Raw genomic sequence first — 26,217 nt, 5'->3', positions numbered from 1 at the left:
GGTGGGCACGGCGCGCGAGAGAGCGTCGTACCAAGCGTAGGTCACGGTGCGCCTTTGCCCACCCTACGCACCGTGCCCCGCGATGTGGAGGCGTGGACTCCTACCCTATTGCAGGCTCAACGCCACAAAGCGCAGCTCGCCGTCGGCGTTGGAGACGAGCAGCAGCACCGACTTCTTGCCGTCCTTCTTGAGCTGGTCGACGCGCTTCTTGATGTCGACGCCCGAGGTCACCGCCTCCTGGGCGACCTCGACGATGACGTCGCCGGCCGACAGCCGCTTCTCGGCGGCATCGGAGGCCTGGTCGACGCCGGTGACGACGACGCCCTTGACACTGTCCTTGATCTTGTAGCGGGCGCGCAGGTCCTTCGACAACGCGGCGAGATCGAGCCCGAGCGCCTTCTGGGTCACCGGCTTCTCGGCCGGCTCGTCCTTCTTGATCGCCGCCTGCTGCACCTTCTCGGTATCCTCGAGCCGACCGAGCTTGACCTTGAGCGTCTGCTCCTGGCCCTTGCGGATGACGATGACGTCGACCTCCTTGCCGACGGCGGTGTCGGCGACGATGCGCGACAGGTCCTTCGGCTCCTTGATGTCATGGCCGTCGAACTTGACGACGACGTCGCCCGGCTCGATGCCAGCCGGCTTGGCCGGTCCCTTGTCGTCGACGCCGGCGACCAGCGCGCCGCGCGCCGGCTTGATGTTGAGGCTCTCCGCGATCTCGTCGGTGACGCCCTGGATGCGCACGCCGAGCCAGCCGCGGCGCAGCTCGCCGAACTGGCGCAGTTGGTCGACGACGCCGGCCACGGTCTTCGACGGCACCGCGAAGCCAATGCCGATCGAGCCGCCCGACGGCGAGATGATCAGCGTGTTGACGCCGATGACCTCGCCCTCGAGGTTGAACAGCGGGCCGCCGGAATTGCCGCGGTTGATGGCGGCGTCGGTCTGGATGTAGCTGTCATAGGGTCCCGACGAGATGTCGCGGTTCTTGGCCGAGACGATGCCGGCGGTGACGGTGCCACCGAGGCTGAACGGGTTGCCGATTGCGACCACCCAATCGCCCAGCCGCAGCTTGTCGGAGTCGCCGAACTTGACGACGGTCAGCGGCCGCGGCGGCTTGAACTTGAGCACCGCAAGGTCGGTCTTCTTGTCGACGCCGACCAGCTCGGCCTTGATCTTGGTGCCGTCGTTGAGGATCACGTTGATCTCATCGGCGTCGGCAATGACGTGGTTGTTGGTGACGACGACGCCGGAATCGTCGACGATGAAACCGGAGCCCAGCGAGTTGGTGCGGCGTGGCGAGTTGTCGGCGCCGCCGCGACCGCCCGGACCGCCGCGGCGGTTCTTGAAGAAGTCGTCGAAGAATTCCTCGAACGGCGAGCCCGGCGGCACCTGCGGATTGGCGTTCCGCCCCTCGGACGAGCCGCCCTTGGGCTCGACAGTCTGCGAGGTCGAGATGTTGACGACGGCGTCGATCACCTTTTCGGCGACATCGGCGATCCCCTCCGGCCCCCGCGCCGAGGCCGGGGCCGGCGCGAGCGCCCACCCCGCGGCAAGAACCGCCGCGGTCAGGATCGGGCGCAGTCGACGGCTGAAAGCAAGGGTTGCGGTCATCGGGCGGATCTCCAGAAAAGTCGGCAAATTCAACCGTTACAGTGCGCCGGAACCGGCGGGGGACGCAAGCACGCCGGATCGGACCGCAGATTCATCATTGAGGGCGACCTAATACGGCAAAATGGCGCAGCCATCGCCTCACAATGGCGTTGGCCGGCCGGCGGACCGTCGTTTGCCGCGGCCGCCCCTCGTTCGGCGAACGCGCAAACGCACAACAATCCGCCGCTCAGATCGGTCGCCGGATCACCCAGATCAGGACCAAACCGGCCACCGCGGAGCCGATGCCAACCGCGCGCAGCACGTTGTCGGGCGTGGTCATCGCAGTCTTCATGGCCCGCCGCATCCACTCCGGACTGGCCGCGAACATCAGGCCTTCGAGCACGAACAGGATACCTAATCCGATGAGGAAATCGGAAAACGCAATGGACCTCATCGGACCCGGACCTCCCGTTCGACCTTCTTGATATGTAACGGGGCGAAGCAACGGCTTCGCCCCGTCCATGTCAACTCCTATTCGCCCGGATCAACCGCCCTGGGCATCAGGCAGGTGCCATCAGGGCTTGGGCGCCGGCACCGCGACGGCCGCGGTCGAGCCGGCGGTGGACGAGGTCTCCGCCGCCGGCTTCCCCGAGGGGTTGGCGAAGTAGCGGAAGAACTCCGAATCGGGCCGCAGCAGGAAGCGGGTGTCGCCGGATTTCAGGCCGTTCTCATACGCCGTCATCGAGCGATAGAAGGCGAAGAAGTCGCGGTCCTTGCTGTAGGCCTCGGCGAACAGCCGGTTGCGTTCGGCATCGCCGGCGCCGCGGGTCTGCTCCGCCTGCGAGTTGGCCTCGGCGACGATCACGGTGGCCTCGCGATCGGCCTTCGACCTGATCTCCTGGGCCTTCTGGCCGCCGAACGCCCGGAACTCCTCGGCCTCGCGCTGCCGCTCGGTCTTCATTCGGTTGTACACGGCCTGGCTGTTGGCCTCCGGCAGGTCGGCGCGGCGGATGCGGACGTCCACCACCTGGATGCCGTAGGCGTCGGCCTCCTTGTCGAGCTGATCGCGGATCTTGCGCATCAGGCCCTCGCGCTCGTCGCGCACGACTTGCGTGAAGGTGACCTCGCCGAGCACGCGGCGCAACGAGGCGTTGAGCAGCGTGCCGAGCTGGACGTTGGCGGTCTGGATCGAGCCGACGCTCTGGTAGAATTGCAGCGCGTTCTTGATCTTGTAGCGCGCGAAGGCGTCGACGACGAGCCGCTTCTGGTCGAAGGCGATCACTTCCTGCGAGGGGTTCTCGAGGTCGAGGATGCGCTTGTCGATCGAGATCACGTTGTCGATGAACGGCGCCTTGAAGTTCAGGCCAGGCTCGGTGACGACGTCGACCGGCTTGCCGAACCGCACGACCAGCGCCTGCTCGGTCTGCTGCACGGTGAACAGCGAGCTGTAGCCGATGACGACGAGCACGAGCACGGCGACGAGCGCGACGATGCCTGCAACGGGGGACCTCATCGGACGCCTCCCTGCTGAGCCGCCGGCGCCGTACGGCGCGGTAGGAGATCGCCGAGCGGCAGCAGCGGCACGGGGCCGCCGGAGGCACCGCTGTCGAGCACGAGCTTCTCCGAGCCGCCGAGCACGCGCTCCATGGTCTCGAGATAGATCCGTTCGCGGGTCACGTCGGGCGCCTTCTTGTACTCGTCATAGACCTTGAGGAAGCGCGCGCTCTGGCCCTTGGCCTCGGCGATCGCCTGCTCCTTGTAGCCTTCGGCGACCTGCAGGATCTGCGCGGCGCGACCGCGCGCATCCGGCACGACCTTGTTGGCGTAGGTCTGGGCTTCGTTCTGGAGACGCTCGAGGTCGGCACGCGCCGCCTGGACGTCGCGGAACGCCTCGATCACCTGGGCCGGCGGATCGACCTTCTGCATCTGCACCTGGGTGATCTGGATGCCGGAGCCGTAGTTGTCGAGCGTCTTCTGCATCAACTCCTGCACGTTCTGCTCGATCACGGTGCGGGCGCCGGTGAGAATCGGCTGGATGTTCGACCGGCCGATCACCTCGCGCATCGCGCTCTCGGCCACCGCCTTCACGGTGCCCTCGGGGTTCTGGATGTTGAACAGGAAGTCGGCGGCGCCCTTCGGCTTGATGCGCCAGAGAACGGTGACGTCGACGTCGACGATGTTCTCGTCGCCGGTCAGCATCAGGCTTTCCTCGGGGACATCGCGACCGCCGCGGCCGCGCCGGCCGGGATCGTCATTGGCGGTGATGCCGATGGAGATCGAGTTGACGCGCAGCGCCTTGGGCAGCAGCACGGTCTCGATCGGATAAGGCAGGTGATAGCGCAGGCCCGGCTGCTCATCGCGGACATATTTGCCGAAGCGGAGCACAACGCCGAGCTCCTCGGACTGCACGCGGTAGATGCCGGAGGCGAGCCAGATGATGATGGCGCCGAGCACGATCAGCAGGACGCCGGCGGTGCCGAAGCCGCCACCGGGGATGAACTGCTGCAGCCGGTCCTGGCCGCGCCGCAGAAGATCTTCCAGGTCGGGCGGCCTTGGACCGACCGGTTGCGGTCCCGAGCCCCAGGGCCCCTTCGGACCCTGACCCCACGGGCCTCCGCCCTGATTCTTCCACGCCATCGATCGATCTCCTCCGAGAGGCTGAGTGTGCACCAACGCCGGCCCCGACGGTCGCCGGGTTATAAGGGACGGCCCCGCCCCTTACAACGTAGCGCTCCAGCTAAGCCCGAACCGGGTTTTGTCAATGTAAACAGGGCCGGAAGCGCCGGTTTGCCGCGGCCTCAAATCCGCCACGCGGCCAAACAGCGCGACTTCATCATTAACGGACGGTCTTGAACGGCCGTCGCGCCGGTCCCACCGGCAAACGCTCACCGCCGCCGGCGATAGGTGACGTAGGAGAATTCGGCCTGATCGTCAGGCCCCGAGGCATGGCGCTCCCGCGCCACCTCCTCCCATTGGGCCGGGTCGATCGCCGGAAACACGGTATCGCCAAGCGGGCTCGCATGCACCTCGGTGATCTCCAACCGGTCGGCGATCGGCATCGTCGCAGCAAAGAGCTCGGTGCCGCCGACGACCGCGATCTCCGCGGCTGAACGCCGCAGCGCATCACCACGCGCGATGCCGAGCGCTTCATCGACGGTATGGGTCACGATCGCGCCCGGCGCGCGAAACTCGGCATCGCGGGTGACGACGATGTTGGTGCGGCCCGGCAGCGGCCGGCGCGGAAACGAGATGAAGGTCTTGCGGCCCATCACGATCGGGCGGCCCATGGTCATCGCCTTGAAGCGCTGCATGTCGCTCTTCTGCCGCCACGGGATCGCACCGGCGGCGCCGATGATGCCGTTGTCGGCGACTGCGACGATCAGCACGATCTCGATCACGGCGCCCTCTCCGCGAGCTGAGCGAGCGCCTCGCCCATGACCTTGCAGAGCTTCCAGTCGTCCATCAGCTCGGCACCGAGCGACTTGTAGAAGGTGATCGACGGCGCGTTCCAGTCGAGCACCGACCATTGCAGCCGCGCCCAGTTGCGCTCGACACAGGTGCGAGCGAGATGGCCGAGCAGCGCCTGGCCGATGCCGTTGCGGCGGAACGCGGGGCGAACGAACAGGTCCTCGAGATAGATGCCGGGCTTTCCGGCGAAGGTGGAGAAATTGACGAACCAGACCGCAAAGCCCGCGACCTCGCCGTTCCACTCGGCGATGTCGCAGAACAGCGTGGGATGCGCGCAGAACAGCGCCGCGGCGATGTCCGCCTCGCTGGCTGAAACCTCGTGCGAGAGCTTCTCGTAGTCGGCGAGCTCCCGGATCAGCGCGAACACGCTTCCGATGTCGTCAGGCCGGGCGCTGCGGATCGACAGTGGCATGCGTCAGACCGCGACCTCGGCCTTGATATGCGGATGCGGATCGTAGCCGGCGAGCGCGAAGTCCTCGTAGCGGAAGCCGAAGATGTCCTTGACGTCCGGATTGAGCGTCATGGTCGGCAGCGGACGGGGCGCGCGGGTGAGTTGCAGCCGCGCCTGCTCGATGTGGTTGGAATAGAGATGCACGTCGCCGAAGGAGTGCACGAATTCGCCGGGCTTCAATCCCGTCACCTGCGCCACCATCATCGTCAGCAGCGCGTAGGAGGCGATGTTGAAGGGCACGCCGAGGAACACGTCGGCCGAGCGCTGATAGAGCTGGCACGACAATTTGCCGTTCACGACGTAGAACTGGAACAGGCAATGACACGGCGGCAGCGCCATCTTCTCGACATCGGCCGGGTTCCAGGCGGTCACGATCAGCCGGCGCGAATCCGGATTGCGCCTGATCATGTCGATCACGCCTCCGATCTGGTCGATATGGCCGCCGTCCGGCGTCGGCCACGAGCGCCACTGATAGCCGTAAACGGGGCCGAGATCGCCATTGGCATCGGCCCACTCGTCCCAGATGGTGACGCCGTTGTCGTGCAGGTATTTGATGTTGGTGTCGCCCTTCAGGAACCACAGCAGCTCGTGCACGATCGCCTTCAGCGGCAGCCGCTTGGTGGTCACCAGCGGAAAGCCGGCCGCAAGGTTGAAGCGCATCTGGTGGCCGAACACCGACAGCGTGCCGGTGCCGGTGCGGTCGTGTTTCTCGGCACCGTCGGACAGGATGCGTTCGAGCAGATCGTGATACTGATGCATGGTGCGCGCTGGCGGCCTTTCGCAGAAGGCGGCGAATTTAACGGCAGGAATCGCCCGGCCCTAGCCTCGACTCGGCCCGGTCGCCAATTATACCCTGAAAATTGTCGGCCGCCGCCGCAAATGACAAGGGCGGAACCGTCCGTTTCGCCCTGCCCCTTCCGCCTCGAAGGTCGTCTCGCGCTAGCTCGCCGGCTTGAGCACCGCGGTCCACTTGATGATTTCCGCCTTCACCAGCGCCGCCAGCGCTTCCGGCGTGCGGTCCGCAGCACCGGGAATGACGCTATCGAACTCAAGCAGGCGCTTGCGGACGCCCTCGTCGTCGAGCGCCTGGGCAGCGGCGGCTGGCCCGCGAGGTCAGCCTTCGCTTTCCACGAAAACCTCGTCGCGCTTGCGGCGCAGCGTCGGCAGCACCGCCAGCACCAGCAGCCCCGCGGCAATCGCGAGCAGCACGGCGGACAGCGGCCGCGTCAGGAACACCGACCAGTCGCCGCGCGAGATCAACAGCGCGCGGCGCAGGTTCTCCTCCATCAGCGGCCCCAGCACCATGCCGAGCAGCAGCGGCGCCGGCTCGAAATCATGCTTGATCAGCCAGTAGCCGACGAGGCCGAACGCGCCCGCCAGGATGACATCGACCGGCGCGTTGTTGACGGAGTAGATCCCGATCGCGCAGAAGATCACGATCGACGGGAACATCAGCCGGTACGGCACGCGCAAGAGCCGCACCCAGATGCCGACCAACGGCAGGTTGATGATGATCAGCATGAGATTGCCGATCCACATCGAGGCGATCATGCCCCAGACCAGATCAGGCTGCTTCTGCATCACCTGCGGGCCCGGCACGATGCCGTGGATGGTCATCGCGCCGACCATCAGCGCCATGACCGCATTCGGCGGAATGCCGAGCGTCAGCAGTGGGATGAAGGAGGTCTGGGCCGCCGCATTGTTGGCGCTCTCCGGCGCCGCGACGCCCTCGATCGCACCGCGACCGAACCGCGACGGATCTCGCGCGAGCTTCTTCTCCAGCGTATAGGCCGCGAACGAGGCGATCACCGCACCGCCGCCCGGCAGGATGCCGAGGATCGAGCCGAGCACCGTGCCGCGCAGGATCGCCGGCGTGGAGTCTTTCAGATCCTTTCGGGTCGGCATCAGGCCGGTGATCTTCTTCTGCACGAGGTCGCGGTCCATCTCCGCGCCGGCATCGAGATTGCGGATGATCTCGGCAAAGCCGAACACGCCCATCGCGACGGTGGCAAAGCCCAGGCCGTCGGCGAGCTCGGGAATATTGAAGGCCATGCGCGAGACGCCGGTCTCGATGTCCGAGCCGACCATCGACAGCAGCAGTCCGAGCACGATCATCGCGATCGCCTTCAGCACCGAGCCCTTCGCCAGCACGACTGCGAAGATCAGGCCCAGCACCATCAGCGAGAAATACTCGGCTGGGCCGAACGCCAGCGCGAGCCTGGTCAACGGCGCGCCGAGGATCGCAATCAGCACGGTGGCAACGCAGCCGGCAAAGAATGAGCCGATCGCGGCGATCGCCAGCGCCGGACCGGCACGGCCCTGCTTCGCCATCTGGAAGCCGTCGAGCGCGGTTACCACCGACGTCGCCTCGCCAGGAATGTTGACCAGGATCGACGTCGTCGAGCCGCCATACTGGGCGCCGTAGTAGATGCCGGCCAGCATGATCAGCGCGCCGACCGGCGGCAGGCCGAAGGTGATCGGCAGCAACATCGCGACGGTGGCGATGGTCCCGATGCCCGGGAGAACGCCGACCAGCGTGCCGACCAGCGCGCCGATCAGGCACATCAGCAGATTGATCGGCGACAACGCGACGGCGAAACCGTGGGCGAGATTTGCAAACAGATCCATCACGCCCTCACTGCAAAAGGAAACGCGGCAACAGCGGCATCGGCAATCCCAGCACGTAGGGGAACAGCAGCGCGCAGCCGCCGGTCAGGCAGATGCCAACGATCAGGGCCTCGCGCCAGCGCGTCTCGGGGCTGCCGATCGCCGCGATCAGGAAGCTTGCAAGCCCCGTGACCAATAGTCCGAGCGGGCGAATGGAGACGGCGAAGGTCAGGATCGCGAGCGAGACGAACAGCGGTCCGCGCCAGTGATAGGTCGCAAGCTGCGCGCCTTCACTCACGACGCCGATCACGGCCACGGCAGCTCCGAGCCCCAGCAGCAGCAGACCGAACATCCGCGGCGCAGTTCCGGCACCGAACGAGAAGCCGCGCATGCCCTGCAGATCGCTGGAGGCCCACAGCGCGAACAGCGCGATCGCCATCAGCACGACGCCGCCGAAATAGTCCTGCGGCGCGCGTGGACGTGCCATGAATGTGAACACCGCGACCGCGATCAGCGGATAGGTGTAGATAAGAGCCAGCAGAACATCGGAAGACAGCGATGTCTTGCCGCTTGCGGCATATTGCTGCGCCAGGCTCGGGATCGCCATTGACAAGGCCGACGCATGGGCCGCAATGACCTGCAGCGGACCGCGTCCGGATAGTGGCGCCACGAGACCAGCCAAGGCGATCAGCAGTTCGATGATCTGTGGCGCGAAGGCAAGGACCAGAATGATCGATGCGCCGGTCGCGCTGCGGGCAGCCGGCATGCCCGCCGTTTCGCCCGACAATTGGCCCGTGGTCTCGGCCATGCCTCGCCCTCCCTGATCGGCCTTGATGGCCGGCACTGTTTTCGTTCGGCGGCCCGGAGCAAACCGGTCGCGCTTCTATTTTGCCTAGCGACTTTCCCTAGAGAAGGCCAGCAAAACCAAGACAGCCGCCCGCGGCGAGCAGCCAGAGCGGATTGAGTCGCGTCATAGATGCAACGACTGCGGCAAGGACCGTCAGCGCGAACGCCCGCCACGTCTGGTCGGAAGCCTGACCGAGAATCCAGGCGCTCGCGGCCATCAAGCCGATCGACAGCGGCACCAGCGTCGCCTGCAGCATGGCGGGCCAGCGCGCATCCCGCGCATTCGAGAGCCAGCGGCTGACAAAATAGGAGAGCACGGCGGTGGGACCGCACATCGCGATCGTCGCGACCGCCGCACCTGCCACGCCTGCAACCGAATAGCCGATCAGGGTGACGATCAGAACGTTGGGCCCGGGCGACAATTGCGAGAGTGCGAACAGATCGGCGAACTGTTTGTCCGTCATCCAGTGCCGGGCCTCGACTGCAACACGTTGCAGTTCGGGAATCGCCGCCACTGCGCCGCCAACCGCAAACAGCGAGATCAACGCAAAGGTCCAGAACAGCTGGAACAACGGATTGTCGTCCCCACTCATCGTGCCCACCGCGTCTTGGCATAGGTGACGGCAAGGCTGAGCGGAACGGCCACCAGCAGAACCTCCTGAAGTGGCAGGCGCGCCAACCCGATCGCCACGAACACGCCGGCCACGACGACGAGGCCCGCCAGGTCGCTCTTCTTCAGGAGCGGCGAGATCATGCGAAACACCACCGACGCCAGCAGGCCCACGGCCACGCAGGACACGCCAGCAAGCCCCCGTCGCCACGTGTCGGCTTGTCCAAAATGACCGTAGATGGCGCCGAGAGAGGTGATCAGCAGCACCGGGGGCCCGAGCAGGCCGGCAAAGGCAGCGAGCGCGCCGGGGACACCGCGCAACCGCGCGCCGAACACCACGGAGAAATTCACGATGTTGGGTCCGGGCAGGAAATGGCAGAGCGCGAAGGTCGCGTTGAACTCCTCCGCCGTCATCCAGCGATGCTCATCGACGATTGCACGCCTGGCGAACACCAGCACGCCCCCGAAGCCCGACAGCGACATTTTCGCGAATGCGAAGAAGAGCGTGCGAAGGTTGGGCGGGTGTTTGGCGATGTCGGCCGCGGGAGAGGCAACCAGCGCAACTTCGGAAGGCATGCCGCACTGTAGGAGGACGAAAACCAGCCTGCCAAGGTCGAACCAGAGGGTTCCCGGCAGCCGCCCACATTTTTGTCGCGTGCCGCGGCGTTTCGGCCCTGTGCATCCGCCGGCCGGGGGCCTATATAGAACCTGCCGGCTTGCCGGCTATGGAAATAAATCGCCGTCGAAATAAACCATTCGGACCCGGGGGCGGTACCCGGCGCCTCCACCAAAGCCCATCGACAGATGGGTTTTGGCGGGGGCGAAATAGGATCGACGAGGGCGTAAAGGGCGAGCTTTTTCCCGGTATTGTTCCGCCGTTATCGGGCTACTGCAATAGTTGCCAACGACAACTTTGCTCCGGTTGCTCAGGCTGCGTAACGCAGTTTGAAAGACCACCTTAAAGTCCTAACGGGTTAAGCTCCGTTAGGCGGGGTTCGGAGGCACCTGGCAACAGAAGCCTCCACTTTCACGTTCCTCCGCTTTAACCTGTCTCCGCTTTAACCTGTCTCCGCTTTAACCCATCTCCGCTTCAGGGCCGTGCTGTCCCCAGCTTTTTGGCGCGGCTTCGATTCATTCCTTCGTTGACCGGACTTCCGCCAGCTTCTACCCGTTCCCATATCTGGCGATCGACCGGCATGGCTGCTGACCTCAGCGCCGATGCCGGGTACGATGTGATTGACGCGAGTCGGGAATGCTGCTGCCTTGCCGGGCGCGGCCGCCCGAAGCGTCGGGCGCAGCCCTACACGACACAGGACCGATCATGGCGACGGATCATATTCGATACGATGTGCTGGCGCGCGACGCGTTGCGCGGGGTGCTGCGCCGGGTGCTGAGCGACGCTGCCGCCCATGGACTCCCAGGCGAGCATCATTTCTTCATCACATTCGTGTCCAAGGCCGAGGGCGTGAAGCTGTCGCCGCGGCTGCTGGCGCAATATCCGGAGGAGATGACGATCATCCTGCAACACCAGTTCTGGGATCTGGTGGTTTCGGAGGATCGGTTCGAAGTCGGCCTGTCGTTCGGCGGCATCCCTGAGCGCCTCGTGGTGCCGTTCCACGCCATCAAGAGCTTCTTCGATCCGTCCGTACAATTCGGACTGCAGTTCGAGCCGTCGGAGGCGATTGCCGAGACGCCGGCCGCGCCGAAACTGCCGGCCGCGCCGGCGCCATCGGCCATTGCCGGTCCGTTGCCTGCGACGCCGGCCGAAGCCGGCGACGACAAGCCGCTCCCGCCGGCCACGCCAGGAGAAGGCGCCGAAGTCGTGCGTCTGGACCGTTTCCGCAAGAAGTAGGCGCATTCGCCCCGCGCGGAACGACGGTCGGATCACTAGATTGAAGCATGCTCGAACCGGTCGACGCCGGTTCGCAACCAATGACGGGCATGCTTCATGGCACATTCAGCTAGTTCATCATCGCACGGATCGACGCGCACGGAGACCGACAGCTTCGGCCCGATCGAGGTCGCCGCCGACCGCTATTGGGGCGCGCAGACCGAGCGCAGCCGGCAGAATTTCCGCATCGGCCACGACCGCATGCCAATCGGCATCGTGCGCGCGCTTGCCCTCGTGAAGATGGCTGCGGCGCAGACCAATCGCGAGCTCGGCCTGCTCGAGCCGCGCATGGCGGACGCCATCGTCCAAGCGGCGCAGGAGGTCATCGACGGCAAGCTCGACGACCACTTTCCGCTGGTCGTCTGGCAGACCGGCTCGGGCACCCAGAGCAACATGAACCTCAACGAGGTGATCGCCAACCGCGCCAGCGAACTGCTCGGGGGCGAACGCGGGACCAAGAAGCCCGTGCATCCGAACGATCACGTCAACATGAGCCAGTCGTCCAACGACTCCTTCCCCACCGCGATGCACATCGCCGCGGCACGGGCGATCTCGGGCCATCTGGTGCCGGCGCTGTCGGAGCTGCTGGCGGCGTTGCGCGCCAAGCAGGACGCGTTCGCGGACATCGTCAAGATCGGCCGCACCCACACCCAGGACGCCACGCCGCTCACGCTCGGCCAGGAGTTCTCCGGTTACGCCGCGCAGGTCGAGAGCGCGATCGCAAGAATCGAGACGGCGGCGCGAGAGCTCCTGCCGCTGGCCCAAGGCGGCACCGCCGTGGGCACCGGCCTGAACGCGGATCCGAAATTCGCGAAGCTGTTCGCCAAGCATGTTGCCGACATCACCGGCTGGCCCTTCACCAGCGCCGCCAACAAATTCGAAGCGCTCGCGTCCAACGACGCCTATGTGTACGTACATGGCGCGCTCAACGCGGCGGCCACCGGCCTGTTCAAGATCGCGAACGACATCCGCTTTCTCGGATCGGGCCCCCGCTCGGGATTGGGGGAATTGATCCTGCCGGAGAACGAGCCCGGCTCCTCGATCATGCCGGGCAAGGTGAATCCGACGCAGTGCGAAGCACTCACGATGGTGTGCTGCCAGGTGTTCGGCAATCACACGGCGATCACCATGGCCGGCAGCCAGGGGCATTTCGAACTGAACGTCTACAAGCCATTGCTCGCACATTGCATGATGCAGTCCGTACAATTACTAGGTGATTCAGCGCGTTCATTCAGCGAACATTGCGTGACTGGAATTCGCGCCGACGAGAATCGGATTCGAGAGCTGATGCAGCGCTCGCTGATGCTGGTGACGGCGCTTGCGCCGAAGATCGGCTACGACAATGCGGCCAAGGTCGCCAAATCAGCGCATCAGCACGGCACGACGCTGAAAGAGGAAGCTTTAAGGCTCGGTTTCGTGTCTGAGGACGAATTCAACCGCCTCGTGCAACCCGAGAAGATGACGAGGCCCGGACGACCCTGACGGTAGTCCCGTAGTACTACGGGGGGTGATGCAATTCTCGCCGTTAACCCCTAAAGGATACTCTCGACTACAAGTTCTGCTGCGTTTGGTGAGTAAACAAATCCCGCTCGCAACGACGCGACTGGCCCTCGAACTATCAGGGAGCGATGACGTGATTGTCTGGAGAACGCCTGGGCTCATCCGCGCAATGCGCATGCTCTCGTCACGACGTTCGATGGCTTAGATGATTGGAGCAAGCATGGGTGATGTCATCAACTTGAAACGTTTCAGAAAGCGCGTGGAGCGCGATGAAGCAGCGAAGGTCGCCGAAAGCAACCGCGCTCGCTTCGGCAGGACGAAGTCCGAACGCGCAAATGACGCGCAACGCGACAAGCGCGCGAACGAATTACTCGATCAACATCGTATCAATGGCGAGGACGCGTGATGAAGTCGCCCGTCGTAAAACGTTCAATCGTGGTTGCTGGCCACAAGACCAGCGTCAGCCTCGAAGAGGCCTTCTGGAACGGCATGAAGGAGATTTCGGGTCTCCGTAACATGACCCTGTCCGAGCTGGTCGGAGAGATCGACAACAATCGCCAGCAGGGCAACCTGTCCTCGGCGATCCGGCTGTTCGTGCTCGACCACTTCAAGAGCCGCGCCGCAGCTTCTTCCGGCCTCGAGCCGAAGGCGGCGGTGGACGCCCGGCACACGGCAGCCGCCGCGGCTCCTTGAGGCAGATCAGACGGCGGTCCGCCCGGCCTGTTTAAAATCGCTCTAAGATGCAGCGGCATTTAACATGCCGCGCTTGACCTCTTGGCACGCGATTGAAAATACAGGCTATGAGCGAAATCTGCGATACAAGGCCGCCTCAGCCGCTCGGTCTCGCCCGGCGAGGCTATACCGGAACAATCCAGCATCTGGCTGCGGGCGGCGCGAGCTCGTCCCTGCCGGACGTCGAATTGGAGAGCCGGCTGATCGAACTGGGCTTCGTCGAGGGCGCCCGGGTCGAAATTCTGCATGAGGGGATCGTCGGGCGCGATCCGATCGCCGTGCGTGTCGACAACATCACCGTCGCGGTCCGCCGGCGCGAGGCCATGGCCGTCATCGTGGCATAGGCCGCGCGGAAAGCGTCGTCATGGAAAGCCCTCTGCTGCATCTGGCCCTGGTGGGTACGCCCAACAGCGGCAAGACCTCGCTGTTCAACGCGCTGACGGGAAGCCGCCAGAAGGTCGCGAACTATCCTGGGGTCACGGTCGAGCGCAAAGAGGGCGCATTCGTCACCCCGCAGGGCCGCCAGGTCTCGCTGGTCGACCTGCCCGGCACCTATTCCTTGCGCGGTCGCAGCCCTGACGAGGAAATCACCAGGGATTTCGTGCTGGGACGTGCCACCGGCGAGGTCCTGCCCGATCTGGTGTTGTGCGTCGCCGACTCCACCAACCTCAGGTTGACGATCCGGCTGCTGCTCGAGCTCAAGAGCACCGGCCGGCCGCTGGCGCTCGTGCTCAACATGTTCGACATCGCCAAGCGGCGCGGCGTCACGGTCGACGTCCCCGCCCTGTCGCTAGCGCTGGGCGTGCCGGTGGTGACGTCGATCGCCGTGCGCAAGGGCGGCACCGACGACCTGCTGCGGCTGACCGACGAGCTCCTCGCCCGGGCGGCCGCGGCCACCGGAGAGCGCGCCAACACCTGGCGTCCTCTCACGGTCCCGGAGCTGCGCGCCACCCAGCGCGAGGCCGATCGTATCATCGCGGAGACGGTCAGCTTGCCCGAGCGGCCCGATACCTGGACCGCCCGGATCGATGCCATCGCGCTGCATCCGGTCGGCGGCCTGCTGATCCTGCTGGCGATCCTGTTCGTGATGTTTCAGGGGGTGTTCGCCTGGGCCCAGCCGCTGATGCAGGTGCTGTCGGCGGCTTTTGACGCGCTCGGCCAGCTCGTTCACGACGAGCTTCCCGAAGGCCTGCTGCAGAGCTTCCTGCAGAACGGCGTGATCTCCGGCGTCGGCAGCGTCATCGTGTTCCTGCCGCAGATCATCATCATCTTCCTGTTCATCCTGCTCTTGGAAGATTTCGGCTACATGGCGCGCGCGGCGTTCCTGATGGACCGCATCATGGGCGGCGCCGGGCTGCATGGCCGCGCCTTCATCCCGCTGCTCTCGAGCTTTGCCTGCGCCATTCCCGGCATCATGGCGACGCGCGTGATCGATAACCGCCGCGACCGGCTCACCACGATCCTGATCGCGCCGTTGATGACCTGCTCGGCGCGGATCCCGGTCTATACGCTGATCATCTCGGCCTTCATCCCGCCGACCAAGGTGTGGGGCCTGGTCAACCTGCAGGGCCTGGTGATGTTCGGGCTCTACGCCGCCGGGATCATCAGCGCGCTGCTGGTGTCGTTCCTGGTGAAGTTCTTCCTGATGCGCGACTACCAGCCGGCGCCGTTCATGCTGGAGCTGCCGGACTACAAGATGCCGCGGTTGCGCAGCATCGCGATCGGCGTCTACACCCGCGCCAAGATGTTCTTGCAGCGCGCCGGCACCACGATCTTCGCGATGATGGTGCTGATCTGGTTCCTGGCGTCGTTCCCGCAGCCGCCGGAGGGGGCGACCGAGCCCGCGATCAATTACAGCCTCGCGGCGATGATCGGCCAGGCGATCGCCCCCCTGCTCTCGCCGGTCGGCTTCAACTGGCAGATCGCGGTGGCGCTGGTGCCCGGCATGGCCGCCCGCGAAGTCGCAGTCGCCGCGCTCGGCACCGTCTATGCGATCGAAGGCGGCAAGGAGGCCGCCGAGCAGATCGGACAGGTGCTGGCCAGCAAATGGAGCCTCGCCACCGCGCTCGCGCTGCTCGCCTGGTACATTTTCGCCCCGCAATGCGCCTCGACGCTCGCCGTCATCCGCCGAGAAACCGGCAGCTGGCGCTGGATGGCCGTCACCTTCTTCTACATGTTCGCGCTCGCCTATGCGGCCGCGTTCGCGACCTACCACATTGCGGTCGCGATGGGCGCGGGCTGAGCCCGCGCCCTCCACGTCAGCGCGCGGCGTCGACATGCAGCGCGAAGCCGCGCGCGTCCGGCGCGCCGAGCTCGGGACGAAGCTGCATCGACGGGATCAGATAGTCGCCGTGGTTCTGCCGCCGGTACGGGGTCGGCTGATCCGTGAACAGCGTCCGCATGCGCTCGCGCAGTCGGTCAGCGATCTCAACAAATCCGGCCTCGTCGATCCGGCTCGCCTTGTGCGCCACGAAGGCCGGCAGCACGTCGAAGCCGGGATAGAACAGGATGCCATGGTTGATCGGAAACAGGAGATCGTCGATCGGCCCGTTGATGCCGCGCTCCGAATAATGCTCCTGCCAGCCGCCGGTGGTCACGACCAGCATCGCGCGCTTGCCGGCAAACACACCCTCGCCATAGCGGTTGCCCCAGCGCTTGTCGCTGTGCTCGCCGACGCCATAGGTGAAGCCGTAGGAATACACCCGGTCGACCCAGCCCTTGAGAATCGCGGGCATCGTGAACCACCACAGCGGGAACTGCAGGATGACCGCGTCGGCCCAGAGCAGCTTGTCCTGCTCGGCCCTGACGTCCTCGGTCAAGGTGTGGGTCTTGAAGGCCTCGCCAGACGCGGTGGCGACGTTCAGAGGCCCGTCCGGCGGCAAGAGCGGGAAGTCGGCGCGGTCGGTGGCCGACTTCCAGCCCATCGCGTAGAGATCTGAGACCCGGATCTCGTGGCCCTGGGCCTTGAGCTCGGCGACGGCGACCTCGCGCAGGGCGCCGTTCAGCGAGCGGGGTTCGGGATGGGCGAAGACGAGCAGCACGTTCATGGCTTGGATCCTTTGCTGGAACAGCCGGAACATAGACGCGCGCCAACTTATCCACTATATGACCTATATCGATAACATTAAGCTGTTTTATGGATAAATCAGACATCAGCCTCATCAACATGCGCAGCTTCGTCCGGGTCGCCGAGCGCGGCAACCTGTCGGCCGTGGCGCGCGAGCTCGGGCTGGGCCAGTCCACCATCTCGCGTCACCTTCAGGAATTGGAGGATGCGATCGGCGTGCCGCTGCTCAGCCGCACCACCCGGCGCGTCACCCTGACCGACGAAGGCAGCCGCTACTACACGAACTGCGTCCAGATCCTGCGGCTTATCGAACAGGCCGGCGACGAGGCGCGCGGTGCGCGCGGCGCTGCCAGCGGCATCATCCGGATTTCCTGCACGGCGGCCTTCGGCATCCTGCATGTCGCGCGGCTGGTCTTCGCGTTTCAGGATCTCTATCCGGACATCGCGATCGATCTCAATTTGACCGACGAGCGCATCGACCTCGTGCGGGAGGGTGTCGACATCGCGCTGCGTCTCGCCCCGCTCACCGACAGTTCTCTGAAGCTGCGGTCGCTCGGCTACTCGCACCGGCTGCTGGTCGCTTCTCCCGACTACCTGGCGAGACGCGGCACGCCGCGCACGCCGCAAGAACTGATCGGGCATGACGGCATCCGCATGACCAACGTCGCGGGCAGCGAGTCGCTGGTCGTCATGGGACCCGACGGAGAACGCCATGAGGTGCCGTTCAGAGGCTGCTTCCGCACCAATCACGGACTCGCGGTTCGAGAGGCCGTGCTGTCCGGGCGCGGAATCGGCGGGAGCCATGCGTGGCTGGTCGACGACCTCATCGCGGCTGGCAGGCTGACGGTCATCCTGCCCGACCACCGTCTGCCATCGACTCCCCTCAACATGCTGATCGTCCCGGAGCGCGCCGGCATCGCGCGCGTGCGGCTGCTGATCGACTATCTCGCCGAGGAGATCGTCGGCCTGCCCGGCATCCGGCCCGAGCCCTGAGCTACAGCCGCGGCATCGCGTCCGGCCGCACCTCGCGCGCCTGCGCCGCCAGCCGGATCGCGGCATTGGCCGCACCGAAGCCCTGATAGTTGCGCCGCTGCACGATCTCGAAGAAGAAGCGCTCCTCGAAGATATGGGTGTAGACTTGGAAGAACTCGGCGTCGCCGTCGCGGTCGTACAGGATCTCGTTGGCACGGAGCGCTGCGATCGTCTCGGGCGCAAGATCATACTTGGCTTCGAGATCGTCGTAGTAGTTATCGGGAATGTCGAGGAAGCCGGCGCCGCGGGCGCGCATCTCGGCCACGGCTGCAAAAATGTCGTCGCAGGAGAACGCGATGTGCTGGACGCCGGAACCGAAGAACTCGGAGATGAAACGCGAGGACAAGGTGCGCGTCGCCGAGGAGCCGTTGAGGATGAAGCGCAGGCTGCGATCGCCGTTGACGATCGCCTGGCTCTGCACGAGGCCTCGGGGGTCGGCGATCTCCATCTGCGGCAGCCGCGAGAAGTCGATGATCCCGGCATAGAACAGCAGCCAGGACAGCATCTCTTCATACGGCATCGACTGGGCGATGTGATCGACCGCGACGAGACGGTCGGTGCTCCTGTCGCTGGCGACAGCTTCGAAATCGACGTCCCAGTGCCGCCCGTGCGTATCCAGGAAGTACAACAGGCTGCCGCCGACGCCGTGGATCGCCGGAATTTCCAGTTCCCCCGGCCCGACCGGCTGCGTGAAGGTGCGCGTCTTCAAGGACTGCGCCCGCGCCATGGCACGAGCGGCGCTGTCGACGTCCAGCGCCAACGCGCAGACGCCTGCCCCATGCGTGACGTAATGCGAATGCGCAAAGCTGGCCGGCTCGCAGTTGATCACCAGCTCGATTGCGCCCTGGGACCAGCGCTGCACCGCCTTGCTGCGATGACGCCCCGTCTTGCGGAAGCCAAGCTGCCCGAACAGTCTCGCCAGAGACTCCGCTTTGTCCTCGCTGACCGCGAATTCCACGAAGCCGATGCCGTGGCTCCTGACCCGAGGCTCGAAGCGCGGCTCCGGCTGGGCGGGCATCTTCCCGGCGAGGTCATCCTGCAACAGCAGCAGCGAGCGCATGCCGTCGAGCGCGGTGCGCGGCGCCGAGCCGGCGCGGAACTGATCGTTGAAGATCTCCAGCGACAGCGGCCCCGTATAGCCGGTCGCGGCCACCGCCTCCATGAACGCCCCGACCGGCAGATCGCCTTGCCCGGGAAAGCTGCGGAAATGCCGGCTCCAGGACAGCACATCCAGTTCGAGCTTCGGCGCATCGGCGAGTTGCACCAGGAAGATCTTGTCGGCGGGAATGGAGCGAATCGCGTTGGTCGGCAGCGCCGGTGCGAGCGCATGGAAACTGTCGAGGATGACGCCGATGGCTTTGTGATCGGCGCGGCGCACGATCTCCCAGGCATCGCGATAGTCATGCACGTGACGGCCCCAGGCCAGCGCCTCATAGCCGACGCGCAGACCCCGCTTCGCGGCGCGCTCGCCGAGCTCGTGGAAATCGGCGGCGGCGCGGTCGATGCCGCCGAGCGAGGCCGGCGACACGCTGCTGCAGATCAGCAGCAGATCCGTGCCGAGCTCCTGCATCAGGTCGAACTTGCGCTCGGCGCGGATGAAGTTGCGCGCGCGCTGCGGCTCCGGCATGCCCTCGAAATCGCGGAACGGCTGATAGGCGCAGATCGCAAGGCCGAGGTCGCGGCACATCTGCCCGATCTCGCGCGGCCGCATCCCGAACGCGACCAGATCGTTCTCGAAGATCTCGACCGTATCGAAGCCGGCGGCAGCGATCGCCTTGAGCTTCTCGTCGAGCGCGCCAGAGATGGAGACCGTTGCGATCGAGCGCTGGTTCATGCCGCCGTCTCCTCCATCGCGCCGCCCAGGAACAGTTGGCCGATGCGCGGATCGGCCAGCACGCGATCGGCCTTGTCGATGATGCGGGTACGGCCGAGCTCGAGCACGATGCCGTAGTCGGAGATCTCCAGCGCCGAGCGCGCATTCTGCTCGATCAGGAGCACCGAGACGCCGCGGTCGCGCAATTGTTTCAGCATGTCGAAGGTCTGCTGCACCATCAAGGGCGACAGGCCAATCGAGGGCTCGTCGATCAGCACCAGCTGCGGCTCGAGAAGCAGCCCGCGCGCGATCTCGAGCTGCTTCTGCTCGCCGCCCGACAGGGTCGAGGCCTGACGATCCGCCTTCTTGCGCAGCACCGGAAAGACGTCGAGCGCCGCCTCGACGCGGGCGGTCAGATCGAGATCGCGCGAAGCGGCGACGCCGCCAAGCTCGATGTTGTGACGCACCGACAGCTCACCGAAGATGTTGCGGCCCTGCGGGATGTAGCAGATGCCGGCGCCGAGCAGCGCGCGCTGGCTCAAGCCGGTGACGTCGCGGCCCTTGAAGACCACCTTGCCTTCGCGCAGCTTGAGCAGGCCGAAGATCGCCTTGAACACGGTCGACTTGCCGGCGCCGTTCGGACCGATGACGGTGGTGATCGAGCCCGCCGGCACCGAGAAGGTCGTGCCGTTGAGGATCGTCATCTTGCCGTAGCCGCCGACGAGGTTCTGGACATCGAGAATGGGATCGCTCATCGCCGGCTCCCTCAGTGTCCGAGATAGGCTTCGATCACGGCCGGGTTGGCCCTGATCTCGTCGGGTTTGCCGATCGCAAGCACCTTGCCTTCCGCCATCACCATCACGCGCGAGCACAGCGACATCACAAACTCCATGTTGTGCTCGATCACGACGAAGGTGGCGCGGCGCTCGCGATTGATCGCGATCAGCCGCTCCTTGAGGTCGCCCAGCATGGTCGGGTTGACGCCGCCTGCAGGCTCGTCGAGCAGCACCAGCCGCGGGCCGCCCATGAACGCCATGGCCGCATCGAGCAGCTTCTGCTGGCCGTAGGAGAGGCCGCCCGCCGGCTCGTTGGCAAGATGCTCCAGCTTGAAGAAGCCGATCATCTGATCGGCCGTCTCGGTGAGTCCCGCATCCGACGGACCGAGCAGGCGCGACAGCATGCTGCCACGATGCTCCTGCCCGGCAAGGATCAGATTGTCGCGCACCGACAGTTTGGGAAACACCTGCAGCAGCTGGAAGGTGCGGCTGACGCCGAGGCGATTGAGGTCCGACGGACGCTGTCCAGTAACGAGCTTGCCATCGACCCTCACCTCGCCCGCGCTCGGCACCAGCTGGCCAAGGATGCAGTTGAACAGGGTCGACTTGCCGCAGCCGTTGGGACCGATCAGGCCGAGGATCTCGCCCTCCTGCACGTCGAAGCTGACGCCGTTGACGGCGGTGATGCCGCCGAAGCTCTTCTTGACGTCGCGGACGTCGAGAACTGCTGTCATTGCGCGGCCTCCAGCTTGGATTGAGCCGCCGCTCGCAGCGCGGATGCCGCCTGAGTCCGGCGTGAGCTGAGATAGCGGTCGAGAATGCCGAGGATGCCGCTCGGCGAATAGATCAGCAGCACGATGACCGCGGCCGCGTAGAGCATCAGGTAATAGCCTTCGGCAAAGCGCAGCCACTCCGGCAGCAGCACCGCGATCATGGCTCCGAGGAACGGCCCGAGCATGAAGCCGGCGCCGCCGACGATCACCATCATCAAGAGATCGAGCGAGAGCTGCAGGTTGAACGGCACGGGATCGACATATTGCGTCAGCGGCGCATAGAGCACGCCGGCGATGCCGCCGAGCACGGAGCCGATTGCGAACGCCATCAGCGTGTAGCGCCTGGTGTCGATGCCGAGCGACTGCGCCCGGATCGGGTTCTCGCGCAGCGCCATGAAGGCGCGGCCCCAGGGCGAGCGGATCAGCCACCACATCGCCAGCGTCACCAGACCGAGCGAGCCGAGGCAGAGGTAATAGAACGGCAATGGCTTGCGGGTCGGAAAGCCGAAGATTTCCGGGCGCGGAATGTTGCTGATGCCGTAGATGCCGTTGGTGAGCCAGCTCTCGTTGCGAAACACCAGGAACGCCAAGGTCGAGAAGGCGAGCGTGACAAAGGCGAGATAGTGGTGCTGCACGCGCAGCGCCGGATAGCCCAAGAGCCAGCCGACGGCGAAGCAGATCACGATGACGAGCCCTAGCGCGGCGATCAGTGGCCAGCCATGCGTAGTCAGGATCGCGGCCCCGTAGGCGCCGATGCCGACGAACGCGCCCTGGGCCAGCGACACCTGTCCGGCATAACCGAGCGTGAGGTTGAGCCCCATGGCCGCAATGGTCATGACCGCCCACTGGCTCAGAATATACAGGCCGTAGCGGTTGAAGTTCATCGGGATGATGATCAGACCCGCGATGATGACGAGACCGAGCGCGGCGAGAAGCAGTTTGCTGTGCTTGCTCATACCGTACGCTCCTCGGCGCGTCCGAGCAGGCCCTGCGGCCGGAACAGGATGACAAGGATCAGCAGCACCATCGGAACGGCGGCGCGATACTGAGTGGAGACGTAGGCGGCGGCGAGGTTGTCGACGACGCCGATCAGGAGACCGCCGGCAATGGCGCCGCGCACCTGGTTGAAGCCGCCAACGATCGCGGCGATGAACGCCGCTTGCCCGAGCACCTCGCCGCTGGAAAACTTCGCGAGATAGATTGGCGTGATCAGCAGCGAGGCCAGCGCGACCAGCACGGCATTGATCAGGAAGGTCAGGAGGATCATACGCTCGACGGGCACGCCGATGATGCGCGCCACCGTGGGATTCTGCGCGGCCGCCTGCATCTGATGGCCGAGCGAGGTGCGGTTCAACAGCGTGGTCAATCCGACGACCGCGAGGATCGCGACTGCGAGCACGCCGAGGCTCTGCAGCGAAATCGCCCGGCCCAGGACGGTGACGTCACCTACCGGCACGATCGAAGGGAAAGGCGATGCCTCGGCGCTGAAGAACTGCTTCACCGCCTCCTTGATCCCGACCGCCAGCGCCATGGTGGCGATCGCCAGCGGCAGCACGCCATGCCGCAGCATCGGATCGACCAGCAGCATCTTGAAGGCGAGACCGAGCAGCAGTGCCGACAACAGGATGCCGACGAGAACCGCGAGCCAGAACGGCGCGCCGAGATGCATCACCGCGAGCATCAGGAAGGCCGGCAGCATCACGAACTCGCCCTGGGCGAAGTTGATGGTCTGCGAGGTCTGCCACAGCAAGGTGAAGCCGACGGCAACGAGCGCGTAGATGGCGCCGGTGGCGAGACCCGCCACGATCAGGTCGAGCAGATTGGACATCGTTTCCCCCTAGGCCTTTGGGTGACGGCGGCACTGGCATCCCCTCCGGCGCCGCCGGTCGACCGTTGTCCTCAGTTGAGCTTCGGCAGCACCTGCTTCACGACCTGCTTGCCTTCGACCACCTCGACCAGGAAGCCCTGGCGATCGATGTCGCCGTTCTGGTCGAACGTGACATCCATCAGGATATTCGGCTCGGTCGAGGTCTTGATGGTCAGGCCGTGCAGCGTGTCGGCGAAGGCCTTGGAATCCACCTTGCCCATCTTCTCGGTCGTGGCCTTGACCATGTAGATCGCGAGATAGCCCTTGAGGCCGTTGTGATCCGGCACGTAGTTGTACTTCTTCACGAAGCGGTCGCGGAACGCCTTGATGGCCTCGATCGGTGCGTCGGTGGTGAGACCGACATGGCCGCGGGCGCCGTTGGCGGCATCGCCGGCGAGCTCGATCACCTTCTGGCCGACCAGCGTGGTCTCGCCGATCAGCGGCGCGGTCACGCCCTGGCGCTTGATCTCTTTCAGGATGCGCGCGCTCTCTTCCTCGTTGACATAGATGAAGACCGCATCCGGCGCCGCCGCCTTGATCTTGCTGACGTCGGCGGCGAAGTCGGCCTGGCCGGCTTCGGTCGAGAGGTCGGCCGCGACCTTGATGCCGAGACGGTTGAACTCCTTGGTGATGACGTCGCGACCGCCGCGGCCGAAATCATTGTTGACCCAGACCACCGCGACCGACTTCGCCTTCAGCTCATCGTTGATGTACTTCGCGACCTTCGGCATCGACGATTGCTGGCCGAACGAGGTGCGGAACAGGAACTTGTTGCCGGCCTGCGTGAGCTCGGCCGCTTCGCCGCCCATGATCTGGGTGATGCCGGCCTCGGCCGCCAGCGGCGCCGTCACCTTCACCGAGCCGGAATAGCCGGGCCCGAGCAGCACGTAGGGCTCGCCATCGAGCGCCTTCTGCACCTGCGCACGCGCAACGCCGGGGTTCGACTGCGAGTCGGCATGGCTGACCTCGATCTTGCGGCCGAGGATGCCGCCCTTGGCGTTGATTTCCTCGACGGCGAGATCGATGCCGTTCTTCCAGTTGTTGCCGACGGTGGCGCCACCGCCTGAGAGCTCGGCGACATTGGCGATCTTGATGGGGGCGCCGGATTGCGCGAAGGCGGCTCCGGACAGCAGCACGGCTGAGCACAGGCCAGCCAGGGTGATCGATCTCACGTTGTTTCCTCCTCTGTTTCCAAACGCTTGTTTGCGTTTCTTGCTTGAACGACTAGTCCGGCGCGTATTGGCCGGTTTGGTCAGGCGGCGTCAACCGCCGGATATCTCTCCGCCATATGGTTGTCGAACGCCGCGCCCATCGCCTCGGTCGACGGTGCTAGACCGGTGAACAGCTCGAACGCGTCGGCGGCCTGGTAGATCGCAAGCTCGCGGCCGAGCAGAACGCGCGCGCCCTTGGCCTTGGCGGCTTTCAGCAGCGGCGTCCACAGCGGCGAATAGACGGCATCGGCGACCCAGAGATCGGCGCGCAGCAAGTGTTCCGGCACCGGCGTACCGCGGTTCGGCAGCATCCCGATCGGTGTGCCGTTGACGACGCCCACCACCCCCTGCAGCGCCTCTTCGACGCTATCGGCCACCGTGATGGATTTGCCGCCCGGAAGCAGGTTCGCCAGCTTCTCCGCACGCGCACGCTCGGTGTCGTAGATGTGCAAGCCTGCGACGTCGAGGTTCGCAAGCGCGAACGCAATCGCTTTACCAACCCCGCCGGCCCCAATCAGCGCCACGACGCCGCGACCGGTCCGGCTGACCAGCGGCGCCACTGCCCGCTCGAAGCCGGTGGTATCGGTATTGTGGCCGATCAGCCGGCCATCGCGCACGACGACGGTATTGACGGCGCCCATCGCCGCCGCCTTCGGCGCGAGTTCGTCGAGCAGCTCGACCACAGCTTCCTTGTAGGGATAGGTCACATTGACCCCGGCAAAGCCGAGCCGGCGCACGCCTTCAAGCAGCGTCGCCAGACCCGCGCGATCGGCACCGGCCACCTCGATCAGCTGGTAATGGCAGCGCACGCCGAGCGCCGCCGCGGCATATTCGTGCATCGCGGGAGACGCCGAATGCGCGATCGGCGCACCGATCAAGCCGGTCAGGAATTTGCGGGCTTTGAGCGCGGAAAGATCGGGCACGTTCGCTTTTGTCTCTTGCTGCTGTGACGTGCGAGCGTCGCACGCGCGGATTTCGATGCAGACGATAGCGCGTTCGCTCGCTAACACAATTACTCAAATATCGGCTGAACCTAACATCATGTTATTTTTTGCCGCCGCCGGATTTCGCCGGTTTGGCCACCTGACGTCGGCCGGGCTCCAGCGCGCGCATCTCCGCGCGCAGGCAGTCGATGAAGTGTTCGGCGTAGAGCGACAGCGGCGTGCCGCGCTTGACGGCGATGTAGGTGTCGAACCGCGTGGGCTCGGCAATCTTGATCAACTCGATGCCGGGATAGCCGCCATGCGCGACCGTGAACTGGTCGATCACCGCGATGCCGAGCCCGGCCTTCACCAGCGCGCAGACCGTGGTGCCGAAGCGCGCCTTGATCGAGATGTTGTAGCTGAGTTTGTTGCGCGCGAAGATCTCCGCCATGATCCGGCCGTAGGGGTCGTTGGGATCGATGCCGATCAGCGGATAGCGCGTCATCTCGGCAGCCGACACCTGCTTGCGGCCGGCGAGCTCGTGTCCCGGCGGCACGATGCAGAACAATTCGCCTGAGGCCAGCGGCAGGAATTCGAGCCCGGAATGATCGAGTCGGTAGCTCATCGCCACGCACTCGCCCTTGCCCAGCATCAGATAGTCGATCGCTTCCTCGATCTTGAGAATGTTGATGTCGATGCCGAGATCGGGATAGCGGCGGCGGACGCGCTCGATCGCGCGCGGCACCATCACCTGGGAAATGCTGGGCACCGAGCCGACGCGCAGTTCCGACAGCGCGCCGCGGCCGATGTTGGAGATGATGTAGCTGAGATCGTCGACCTTCTCGTAGACGCTGTTGATCTGCTCGAAGATGTTCTGCGCCTCGGGGGTCGGGAAATAGCGGCCGTTCTGGCGCTGGAAGAAACGGATGCCGAGCGAGCGCTCGGTGTATTTCACCAGACGGCTGACGCCCGGTGCCGACACCTTCAGCAGGCGCGCGGCGCCGTTGATGGTGCCCGTCACCATGACCGCGCGAATGACCTCGACCTGTCGCAACGTCATCAT

The 26,217-nt window shown here is 65.3% G+C and carries 27 protein-coding genes, 1 other RNA gene and 1 pseudogene; 8 read left to right on the top strand and 21 right to left on the bottom strand.

Annotation, left to right across the window (positions count from 1 at the left end; all coding sequences use genetic code 11):
• Positions 1 to 105: 105 nt before the first annotated feature.
• The 12 genes and pseudogenes from QX121_RS04790 to QX121_RS04735 all read right to left on the bottom strand — a co-directional run bounded on the left by QX121_RS04790 (position 106) and on the right by QX121_RS04735 (position 10,145).
• Positions 106 to 1,608 carry a Do family serine endopeptidase gene (locus QX121_RS04790; RefSeq protein ID WP_315736881.1) on the bottom strand — a complete coding sequence of 501 codons (1,503 nt, stop codon included), beginning with the start codon at positions 1,606 to 1,608 and terminating at the stop codon, positions 106 to 108.
• 226 nt (positions 1,609 to 1,834) lie between these two features.
• A complete protein-coding gene (locus QX121_RS04785) occupies positions 1,835 to 2,041 on the bottom strand; it encodes a DUF2065 domain-containing protein (protein ID WP_008960820.1) in 207 nt (68 codons plus the stop codon).
• Positions 2,042 to 2,161: 120 nt separating this feature from the next.
• Positions 2,162 to 3,100 (bottom strand): protease modulator HflC, encoded by a 939-nt coding sequence (hflC, locus tag QX121_RS04780; protein ID WP_315736879.1) that lies wholly within the window; start codon positions 3,098 to 3,100, stop codon positions 2,162 to 2,164.
• Positions 3,097 to 4,224 (bottom strand): FtsH protease activity modulator HflK, encoded by a 1,128-nt coding sequence (gene hflK, locus QX121_RS04775; protein WP_315736878.1) that lies wholly within the window; start codon positions 4,222 to 4,224, stop codon positions 3,097 to 3,099. The genes hflC and hflK overlap by 4 nt, the downstream gene beginning before the upstream one ends.
• Positions 4,225 to 4,472: 248 nt before the next feature.
• Positions 4,473 to 4,985: a dihydrofolate reductase gene (locus tag QX121_RS04770; RefSeq protein ID WP_315811307.1), complete on the bottom strand. Its 513-nt coding sequence runs from the start codon at positions 4,983 to 4,985 to the stop codon at positions 4,473 to 4,475.
• Entirely contained in the window at positions 4,982 to 5,467 is a 486-nt protein-coding gene (locus QX121_RS04765; protein ID WP_315736874.1) for a GNAT family N-acetyltransferase, read from the bottom strand. The genes QX121_RS04770 and QX121_RS04765 overlap by 4 nt, the downstream gene beginning before the upstream one ends.
• Positions 5,468 to 5,470: 3 nt before the next feature.
• On the bottom strand, positions 5,471 to 6,265 hold the full coding sequence (locus QX121_RS04760) for a thymidylate synthase (RefSeq protein WP_315811306.1): 795 nt from the start codon (positions 6,263 to 6,265) through the stop codon (positions 5,471 to 5,473).
• A 180-nt stretch (positions 6,266 to 6,445) separates the two neighbouring features.
• Positions 6,446 to 6,607 (bottom strand): annotated as a pseudogene (locus QX121_RS04755) (tripartite tricarboxylate transporter substrate binding protein BugD); the annotation flags it as partial.
• 12 nt (positions 6,608 to 6,619) lie between these two features.
• The gene (locus QX121_RS04750; protein ID WP_315811305.1) at positions 6,620 to 8,134 is read right to left on the bottom strand and encodes a tripartite tricarboxylate transporter permease; all 1,515 of its coding nucleotides are present in this window, start codon (positions 8,132 to 8,134) and stop codon (positions 6,620 to 6,622) included.
• Positions 8,135 to 8,141: 7 nt separating this feature from the next.
• A complete protein-coding gene (locus QX121_RS04745) occupies positions 8,142 to 8,921 on the bottom strand; it encodes a tripartite tricarboxylate transporter TctB family protein (RefSeq protein WP_315736869.1) in 780 nt (259 codons plus the stop codon).
• Positions 8,922 to 9,018: 97 nt separating this feature from the next.
• Complete coding sequence (locus QX121_RS04740; protein ID WP_315713367.1) at positions 9,019 to 9,552, bottom strand: chromate transporter; 534 nt, start codon at positions 9,550 to 9,552, stop codon at positions 9,019 to 9,021.
• On the bottom strand, positions 9,549 to 10,145 hold the full coding sequence (locus tag QX121_RS04735; RefSeq protein WP_315811304.1) for a chromate transporter: 597 nt from the start codon (positions 10,143 to 10,145) through the stop codon (positions 9,549 to 9,551). Before QX121_RS04735 ends, QX121_RS04740 begins: the two co-directional genes overlap by 4 nt.
• A gap of 95 nt (positions 10,146 to 10,240) precedes the next feature.
• Here QX121_RS04735 and ssrA point away from each other — a divergent pair.
• The 7 genes from ssrA to feoB all read left to right on the top strand — a co-directional run bounded on the left by ssrA (position 10,241) and on the right by feoB (position 15,934).
• Positions 10,241 to 10,595, top strand: a transfer-messenger RNA (tmRNA) gene (gene ssrA, locus QX121_RS04730).
• Between the two features lie 295 nt (positions 10,596 to 10,890).
• Positions 10,891 to 11,421, top strand: coding sequence for an SspB family protein (locus tag QX121_RS04725; protein ID WP_315778714.1), 531 nt, complete (start codon positions 10,891 to 10,893; stop codon positions 11,419 to 11,421).
• A gap of 96 nt (positions 11,422 to 11,517) precedes the next feature.
• On the top strand, positions 11,518 to 12,942 hold the full coding sequence (gene fumC / locus QX121_RS04720) for a class II fumarate hydratase (RefSeq protein ID WP_315811303.1): 1,425 nt from the start codon (positions 11,518 to 11,520) through the stop codon (positions 12,940 to 12,942).
• 238 nt (positions 12,943 to 13,180) lie between these two features.
• Complete coding sequence (locus QX121_RS04715; RefSeq protein ID WP_315736863.1) at positions 13,181 to 13,366, top strand: DUF4169 family protein; 186 nt, start codon at positions 13,181 to 13,183, stop codon at positions 13,364 to 13,366.
• Positions 13,366 to 13,653, top strand: a complete 288-nt coding sequence (locus QX121_RS04710) for a ribbon-helix-helix domain-containing protein (protein WP_315736862.1) — start codon at positions 13,366 to 13,368, stop codon at positions 13,651 to 13,653. The genes QX121_RS04715 and QX121_RS04710 overlap by 1 nt, the downstream gene beginning before the upstream one ends.
• A gap of 107 nt (positions 13,654 to 13,760) precedes the next feature.
• Positions 13,761 to 14,036: a ferrous iron transport protein A gene (locus tag QX121_RS04705; RefSeq protein ID WP_315713372.1), complete on the top strand. Its 276-nt coding sequence runs from the start codon at positions 13,761 to 13,763 to the stop codon at positions 14,034 to 14,036.
• A gap of 20 nt (positions 14,037 to 14,056) precedes the next feature.
• On the top strand, positions 14,057 to 15,934 hold the full coding sequence (gene feoB / locus QX121_RS04700) for a ferrous iron transport protein B (RefSeq protein ID WP_315736861.1): 1,878 nt from the start codon (positions 14,057 to 14,059) through the stop codon (positions 15,932 to 15,934).
• A gap of 16 nt (positions 15,935 to 15,950) precedes the next feature.
• Here feoB and QX121_RS04695 read toward each other — a convergent pair whose 3' ends face one another.
• The gene (locus QX121_RS04695; protein WP_315796337.1) at positions 15,951 to 16,739 is read right to left on the bottom strand and encodes an NAD(P)H-dependent oxidoreductase; all 789 of its coding nucleotides are present in this window, start codon (positions 16,737 to 16,739) and stop codon (positions 15,951 to 15,953) included.
• An 89-nt stretch (positions 16,740 to 16,828) separates the two neighbouring features.
• On the opposite strand from QX121_RS04695, the gene QX121_RS04690 reads away from it, so the two are divergent.
• On the top strand, positions 16,829 to 17,752 hold the full coding sequence (locus QX121_RS04690; protein WP_315811302.1) for a LysR family transcriptional regulator: 924 nt from the start codon (positions 16,829 to 16,831) through the stop codon (positions 17,750 to 17,752).
• 1 nt (position 17,753) lies between these two features.
• Here the strand turns inward: QX121_RS04690 and QX121_RS04685 are convergent, their stop codons facing one another.
• The 8 genes from QX121_RS04685 to QX121_RS04650 all read right to left on the bottom strand — a co-directional run bounded on the left by QX121_RS04685 (position 17,754) and on the right by QX121_RS04650 (position 26,217).
• A complete protein-coding gene (locus QX121_RS04685) occupies positions 17,754 to 19,625 on the bottom strand; it encodes a bifunctional sugar phosphate isomerase/epimerase/4-hydroxyphenylpyruvate dioxygenase family protein (protein ID WP_315778720.1) in 1,872 nt (623 codons plus the stop codon).
• A complete protein-coding gene (locus QX121_RS04680; RefSeq protein WP_315778722.1) occupies positions 19,622 to 20,359 on the bottom strand; it encodes an ABC transporter ATP-binding protein in 738 nt (245 codons plus the stop codon). The genes QX121_RS04685 and QX121_RS04680 overlap by 4 nt, the downstream gene beginning before the upstream one ends.
• Before the next feature lie 11 nt (positions 20,360 to 20,370).
• Entirely contained in the window at positions 20,371 to 21,114 is a 744-nt protein-coding gene (locus QX121_RS04675) for an ABC transporter ATP-binding protein (protein ID WP_231320008.1), read from the bottom strand.
• A complete protein-coding gene (locus QX121_RS04670) occupies positions 21,111 to 22,109 on the bottom strand; it encodes a branched-chain amino acid ABC transporter permease (protein WP_315811301.1) in 999 nt (332 codons plus the stop codon). The genes QX121_RS04675 and QX121_RS04670 overlap by 4 nt, the downstream gene beginning before the upstream one ends.
• The gene (locus QX121_RS04665; RefSeq protein ID WP_315755128.1) at positions 22,106 to 22,981 is read right to left on the bottom strand and encodes a branched-chain amino acid ABC transporter permease; all 876 of its coding nucleotides are present in this window, start codon (positions 22,979 to 22,981) and stop codon (positions 22,106 to 22,108) included. The genes QX121_RS04670 and QX121_RS04665 overlap by 4 nt, the downstream gene beginning before the upstream one ends.
• 71 nt (positions 22,982 to 23,052) lie before the next feature.
• Positions 23,053 to 24,192: an ABC transporter substrate-binding protein gene (locus tag QX121_RS04660; RefSeq protein ID WP_315736852.1), complete on the bottom strand. Its 1,140-nt coding sequence runs from the start codon at positions 24,190 to 24,192 to the stop codon at positions 23,053 to 23,055.
• 80 nt (positions 24,193 to 24,272) lie between these two features.
• Complete coding sequence (locus QX121_RS04655) at positions 24,273 to 25,154, bottom strand: shikimate dehydrogenase (protein WP_315811417.1); 882 nt, start codon at positions 25,152 to 25,154, stop codon at positions 24,273 to 24,275.
• Between the two features lie 121 nt (positions 25,155 to 25,275).
• On the bottom strand, positions 25,276 to 26,217 hold the full coding sequence (locus QX121_RS04650; protein ID WP_315713383.1) for a LysR family transcriptional regulator: 942 nt from the start codon (positions 26,215 to 26,217) through the stop codon (positions 25,276 to 25,278).

This window comes from Bradyrhizobium sp. SZCCHNR2028 (assembly GCF_032380995.1).
Classification (GTDB): Bacteria; Pseudomonadota; Alphaproteobacteria; order Rhizobiales; family Xanthobacteraceae; genus Bradyrhizobium.
Note: the sequence above shows the minus strand (reverse complement) of the source record. Positions and strands in the feature narration are given on the sequence as shown.